Consider the following 6,537-nt stretch of genomic DNA (forward strand, 5'->3'; position numbering starts at 1 on the left):
CGCGCGATGGGTGCTCGCGACAAGACCCATCGCGCGCAAGCGCGCTCCTACAGGGGCCGTGGGTGCTGTCCCAACGATGGAAGGGTGATGAAACCAGGTCGCGCGGGGCGATAAAAAAGGCCCGCCGGGTGGCGGGCCTCGCGGTTACATATTCCGGCGGTATTCGCCGCCTACGTCGTAGAGGGCATGGCTGATCTGGCCGAGGCTGTTGTTTTTTACGGCGTCCATCAGCTGCTCGAAGACGTTGCGGCGGTCACGGGCCGTCTTCTGCAGGGTGCGCAGGCTCTCGGGGGCGAGGCTGTTGCGGGCGTTGCCGTAGCGCTGCACATTGTCGATCTGCTGGCCTTTTTCTTCCGGCGTCGAGCGAATCAGTTCGATCTCGGTGGCGATCTCGCCGCCGTGGTCCTTGGGCAGGAAGGTGTTGACGCCGATGAGCGGAAGCGAGCCATCGTGCTTCTTGTGCTCGTAGTACATCGACTCTTCCTGGATCTTGCCGCGCTGGTACATCGTATCCATCGCGCCGAGCACACCGCCGCGCTCGCTGATCGCCTCGAACTCCTTGTACACCGCCTCTTCCACCAGATCGGTCAGCTCATCGACGATGAAGCTGCCCTGCCACGGGTTCTCGTTGAAGTTGAGGCCAAGCTCGCGGTTGATGATCAGCTGGATCGCCACAGCGCGGCGCACGCTTTCTTCGGTCGGCGTGGTGATCGCTTCGTCGTACGCGTTGGTGTGCAGGCTGTTGCAGTTATCGAACAGTGCGTACAGCGCCTGAAGCGTCGTACGGATGTCGTTGAACTGGATTTCCTGCGCGTGCAGCGACCGGCCGGAGGTCTGGATGTGATACTTCAGCATCTGGCTGCGTGCGCTGGCACCGTAGCGTTCGCGCATGGCGCGGGCCCAGATGCGGCGGGCCACCCGACCGATCACCGTGTATTCGGGATCCATGCCGTTGGAGAAGAAAAACGACAGGTTCGGCGCGAAGTCGTCGATCTTCATGCCACGGGCGAGGTAATACTCGACGATGGTGAAGCCGTTCGACAGCGTGAAGGCCAGCTGGCTGATCGGGTTCGCGCCGGCTTCGGCGATGTGATACCCCGAGATCGATACCGAGTAGAAGTTGCGGACCTTGTGGTCCACGAAGTACTGCTGGATATCGCCCATCATGCGCAGGGCGAACTCCGTGCTGAAGATGCAGGTGTTCTGCGCCTGGTCTTCCTTCAGGATATCGGCCTGCACCGTGCCGCGCACGGTGGCCAGGGTATAGGTCTTGATGCGCGCGTAGGTCGCATCGTCTACCACCTCTTCGCCCGAGACACCGAGCAAGCCGAGACCCAGGCCGTTGTTACCCGCCGGCAGGTCGCCGTGGTAACGCGGGCGATTGCCATCGGGATAAAGCTCGGCGATGCGCGCGTTCACGGCATCCCAGCGGGCGGGCTCTTCGTTAAGGTACTTCTCGATGTTCTGGTCGATCGCCGTGTTCATGAACATGGCGAGGATGATCGGCGCCGGGCCATTGATCGTCATCGAGACCGAGGTGCTCGGCGCCGACAGGTCGAAGCCGGAGTACAGCTTCTTCATGTCATCGAGGGTCGCGATGGAGACGCCCGAGTTACCGATCTTGCCGTAGATATCAGGGCGCGGTGCCGGGTCCTCGCCATACAGCGTGACCGAGTCGAACGCGGTGGAAAGACGAGCAGCCGCGCCACCCAGCGACAGGTAATGGAAGCGACGGTTGGTGCGCTCCGGCGTGCCCTCGCCCGCGAACATGCGGGTCGGGTCTTCGCCAGCGCGACGGTACGGGAAAACGCCACCGGTATACGGGTAGTAGCCCGGCAGGTTCTCGCGCATCAGGAACGAGAGCTGTTCGCCCCAGTCCCTGGTCTTCGGCGGCGAAACCTTCGGGATCTTCTGGTGGCTCAGCGATTCACGGTAGTTCTCGACGCGGATCACCTTGTCGCGCACGGTGTACTCGTTGTACTCCGCGGTGACCGAGGCAAAGCGCACCGGCCACTCACGCAGCAGGTTGATCGCCTCGCTGCTCAGGTCGCGCACCGCGGTGTTGTAACGCTGGCGTAGCGTAGCCAGTGAGCGATCACCGTCCACCGTAAGCTGGGCATGGTCATACAGATCGAACGCACGCGGCAGGGCTTCGTCACCAATGTCCTTCAGCGACTCGAAGTAGTGCTGCGCTTTCGCCGCTGCTTCAGCCTGCTTCTCAATGGAAGCGTTCACGCCACGGCCCTGCTCCGCGATCTCGGCCAGATAGCGCACACGGCTGCCAGGAATGAGCACCGTGGCGCGCGGCTCGCGCAGGCTGGTGTCCAGTTCCGGTGTCCACCCGGCGCCCGGCAGCGAGAGCTTCTCGCGCAGCAGGCGGCACAGGTTGTCGAACATCCAGGTCACGCCCGGGTCGTTGAACTGGCTGGCGATGGTTGGGTAGACCGGCACATTCTCGTCGGCCAGGCTGAAAGCGATGCGGTTGCGCTTCCACTGCTTGCGCACGTCGCGCAAGGCATCTTCGGCGCCGCGCTTGTCGAACTTGTTCAGCACCACGAGCTCGGCGAAATCGAGCATGTCGATCTTTTCGAGCTGGCTGGCGGCGCCGTATTCGCTGGTCATCACGTAGACCGGGAAATCGACGAGATCGACGATCTCGGAGTCGCTCTGGCCGATACCGGCGGTTTCGACGATCACCAGGTCATAGGCCTGGGCTTTCAGGAAATCGATGCAATCGTGCAGCACGATAGATGTGGCCGCGTGCTGGCGGCGCGTCGCCATCGAGCGCATGTACACGCGGTGGCTGCGAAGCGAATTCATACGAATGCGGTCACCCAGCAACGCGCCACCACTGCGGCGGCGGGTCGGGTCCACTGCGAGCACGGCAATGCGCATGTCGGGGAACGCATGCAGGAAGCGCAGCAGCAATTCATCCACCACAGACGACTTGCCTGCGCCACCGGTGCCGGTCAGGCCGAGCACGGGCGTCTTGCCGCCCGCGAGCTTCCACTCTTTGCGCAGGCGCTCGAGTTCCGCGGCCGGCAGGGTGTCTTCTTCGATCGCGGAGAGCATGCCGCCGATCGAGATTTCATCGTCGATCGATGTAGACGGTGGCGCCGCCTCCGCCCGCGCTTTCTGCGCATTGCGGGTGCGGGTCATCACGTCTTCGATCATCTCGACAAGGCCGAGCTTCATGCCATCGTTCGGGTGGTAGATGCGCTCGACGCCGTAAGCCTGGAGTTCGCGGATCTCCTCCGGGGTGATGGTGCCGCCACCACCGCCGAACACGCGCACATGCCCGGCGCCGCGCTCGCGCAGCATATCGACCATGTACTTGAAGTACTCAACGTGGCCACCCTGGTACGAGGACAGTGCGATGGCATCGGCATCTTCCTGGAGTGCCGCGCGGACCACGTCTTCCACCGAGCGGTTATGCCCCAGGTGGATCACCTCGGCGCCCTGACTCTGGATGATGCGGCGCATGATGTTGATCGCGGCATCGTGGCCATCGAACAGGCTGGCGGCCGTGACGAAGCGCAGCGGCGTCGCCTCCGCGTCGGTACTGCTGGCGGGGATGTGGCTGGGCTGCGAGCTCATGGAAACTCCGGGGTAAAACCAAGGGCGGGTGGGGAACCTGCTGATTCTACTGCGGGGTGGGGCGGGGGTTCTGACGCGGTGCAGCGTAGGCCGGGGGGCATCGCGCGCAAGCGCGCTCCTACAGGGGGAAATCGGTGCTTGAAAGGAAGTTTAGGGCGGAGGCCTGGACGTGTTCGTCGTCGACGATGCGACGGTGGCCCAGGTCGCGGGTTTTCAGCAAGGTGGCGCCGGGCCAGAGGGTGGCGTAGAGCTCGCCCTCGCCTACCGGGACATCGCGATCGGAAACATCGTGGACAATCAGTGCCGGTTGCGTGCGTTTCGGTGCGTGGTGGCGTATGTGCAGGTCGCCGATCGCTACGCCGGTGCGTGCCGTGAGGGTGTCATGCAACGACGGCCGCAGGTGCGCCGCCAGGCGAACGAACCGGGCGAAACGTGACGTGGCCGCTTCCGGGTCGGCGGCGGGGGCGATCAGCACTACACGCTTCGCGGTCCAGCCATGATCCAGGGCCAGCGTCACCGCGGCGCCACCTAGGGAATGGGCGATGACCCCTTCCGCATCGCCGTAGTGACGCCCGATCACCGTCACTGTCCGCACGAAATCGGGCAGCGTGCATAACTCGCCGCCGCTGTGACCATGCGCAGGCTGGTCGAAAGCCACTGCCGCCCACCCTTTCGCAAGAAGCTGCGCAGCCCAGCTTTCCCAACGCAGGCCAAGGCTCGACCATCCGTGCACCAGCAGGATGTAGGGCTGCGTGGCTGGATCGCCCCATACATAGGTGGCGATCTGCTCGCCGTTCACCTCAACGGAGTCACGCCGGGCCGTCATGGTCGCCAACGCATGCACCGCGCGTTCGCGACTGCTTGCCAGCGGCGTCTGGAAAACGCGGGCCGCGTGGGCCACGGTGCGCAGGGGCGAGAGCCGGCTGCCGAGGCGGTATGCGAAGCGAATGCCCAGCAGGGTCGCAATCGTGCGGACGCCAAAACGGCGGGGCGGTTTCATCGGAATGGCGTGCGTCTTCATTTTTGCATCAAGGGTTTACGCGGTCTCAGGCCGCCGCGATTCCTTGGCGGCAAGCTTTCGCGAAGCTGAACATCTCGCGGAGGAAGGGTCAACCCGATGAGGATCTCTCCGTTTTTCCTCACGAGTCCGCACTCCCGCGGGCATCGAAAGGAGACAGCGCATGCGCAAGCTTACCCGCACTTTTGCCGCCGTGGCCGCCCTGGGCATGGCCGTTGGCGCCGCCAGCTATACCCCGCCGGCTGCCGCGCGGGAAGTGGTCGTGATTCGCAACGCCCCGCCCCCGCCGCGCTTTGAGCGCGTGCCCGTTGCACGCCCGGGGTATGTGTGGGCCCCGGGCTACTGGAACTGGTACGGCGGCCGCTACGTCTGGGTGGGTGGCCGTTGGGCGGCAGCCCGTCCGGGCTACGTTTACCGCGGCCCGGGCTGGCGCCCGTACCGTGGCGGATACCACTATGAACGCGAGGTCTGGGTGCGTGATCCGCACTGGCACCGCTAAATTCTTAACATTTGCGTGCTGCGACGCATCTAGCAACTCCTGAATAACGGTTTAAACTACGCAGCTGACAAGACAATCTCGCCCCCGCCGCACAGGCCGGGGCGATTTTTTTGGACGGTCATTTCCCCTCCGTTGGCTCACGCCAACGGGACGCCCCAAAGGGGGGCGGGCTGCTAACAATGAAAACTGGAGTTTGCGTTCGATGATTTTCGAAACCATCGCCAACACGGGCCACGAAGAAGTCGTCTTCTGCCATAACAAGGACGCGGGCCTCAAGGCCATCATCGCGATCCACAACACCGTGCTTGGTCCGTCGCTGGGCGGCCTGCGCATGTGGCCGTACAAGTCCGAGCAGGACGCCGTGAACGACGTGCTGCGCCTCTCGCGCGGCATGACGTACAAGAACGCGGTGGCCGGCCTGAACCTCGGCGGTGGCAAGGCCGTCATCATCGGCGACCCCTCCAAGGACAAGTCCGAAGCGCTGTTCCGCGCCTTCGGCCGCTTCGTCAACTCGCTCAACGGCCGTTACATCACGGCGGAAGACGTGGGTATCGACGTCAACGACATGGAATATGTCTACCGCGAAACCGAATTCGTGACCGGCGTGCACCAGGTGCACGGTGGTTCGGGCGACCCCTCGCCGTTTACCGCGTTCGGCACGCTGCAGGGCCTGATGGCCGCGCTGCAGGCCAAGCACGGCAACGAAGACGTGGGCAAGTACAGCTACGCCGTGCAGGGCTGCGGCCATGTGGGTAGCGAGTTCATCAAGCTGCTCCGCGAGCAGGGCGCCAAGGTGTTCGTCACCGACATCAACAAGGATGCCGTGCAGCGTTGCGTCGATGAGCTGGGCTGCGAAGCCGTCGGCCTCGATGAAATCTACGACGTCGATGCCGACGTCTACAGCCCGTGCGCCCTGGGTGGCACGGTCAACGAGCAGACGATCGATCGGATCAAGGCGAAGATCATCTGCGGCGCCGCGAACAACCAGCTCGCTACCGACGCGATCGGCGACGAACTGGCCCGCCGCGGCGTCCTGTACGCGCCGGATTACGCCGTGAACGCGGGTGGCGTCATGAACGTGTCGCTGGAAATCGACGGTTACAACCGTGAGCGCGCCATGCGCATGATGCGTACGATCTACTACAACGTGGGTCGTATCTTCGAAATTTCCGGCCGTGACAACATCCCGACCTACAAGGCCGCGGACCGCATGGCGGAAGAGCGCATCAGCGCCATCGGCAAGATCCGCCTGCCGCACATGGGCAACGGTGCCCCCCGCTTCCAGGGCCGCATGCGCGGTCAGTAAGCGCTACCCAGCCGGGTAACGAAAAAGCCACCGGTCTCCCGGTGGCATTTTCTTGGCCGAGCCGTTGCCCTGTAGGAGCGCGCTGGCGCGCGATGGGGCTTGCGGCAAGCCCCATCG

The 6,537-nt window shown here is 64.0% G+C and carries 4 protein-coding genes; 2 read left to right on the plus strand and 2 right to left on the minus strand.

Annotated features, from left to right (window positions below; translation table 11 throughout):
* Positions 1-144: 144 nt before the first annotated feature.
* Both VGN46_RS16985 and VGN46_RS16990 read right to left on the minus strand, forming a co-directional pair.
* Positions 145-3,597, minus strand: coding sequence for a methylmalonyl-CoA mutase family protein (locus tag VGN46_RS16985; protein ID WP_331645370.1), 3,453 nt, complete (start codon positions 3,595-3,597; stop codon positions 145-147).
* 118 nt (positions 3,598-3,715) lie between these two features.
* Entirely contained in the window at positions 3,716-4,618 is a 903-nt protein-coding gene (locus VGN46_RS16990; RefSeq protein WP_331645372.1) for an alpha/beta hydrolase, read from the minus strand.
* A gap of 160 nt (positions 4,619-4,778) precedes the next feature.
* On the opposite strand from VGN46_RS16990, the gene VGN46_RS16995 reads away from it, so the two are divergent.
* Positions 4,779-5,114, plus strand: a complete 336-nt coding sequence (locus tag VGN46_RS16995) for a YXWGXW repeat-containing protein (protein WP_331645374.1) — start codon at positions 4,779-4,781, stop codon at positions 5,112-5,114.
* A 202-nt stretch (positions 5,115-5,316) separates the two neighbouring features.
* The gene (locus tag VGN46_RS17000; RefSeq protein WP_331645376.1) at positions 5,317-6,420 is read left to right on the plus strand and encodes a Glu/Leu/Phe/Val dehydrogenase dimerization domain-containing protein; all 1,104 of its coding nucleotides are present in this window, start codon (positions 5,317-5,319) and stop codon (positions 6,418-6,420) included.
* The last annotated feature ends 117 nt before the right edge of the window (positions 6,421-6,537 follow it).

Source organism: Luteibacter sp. (assembly GCF_036500425.1).
Lineage (GTDB): Bacteria > Pseudomonadota > Gammaproteobacteria > Xanthomonadales > Rhodanobacteraceae > Luteibacter.

Bases quoted from the DNA above. Each gene is read 5' to 3' on its own strand.
- VGN46_RS16995 (WP_331645374.1), top strand. From the start codon at position 4,779: ATGCGCAAGCTTACCCGCACTTTTGCCGCCGTGGCCGCCCTGGGCATG.
- VGN46_RS16985 (WP_331645370.1), bottom strand. From the start codon at position 3,597: ATGAGCTCGCAGCCCAGCCACATCCCCGCCAGCAGTACCGACGCGGAG.
- VGN46_RS16990 (WP_331645372.1), bottom strand. From the start codon at position 4,618: ATGAAGACGCACGCCATTCCGATGAAACCGCCCCGCCGTTTTGGCGTC.
- VGN46_RS17000 (WP_331645376.1), top strand. From the start codon at position 5,317: ATGATTTTCGAAACCATCGCCAACACGGGCCACGAAGAAGTCGTCTTC.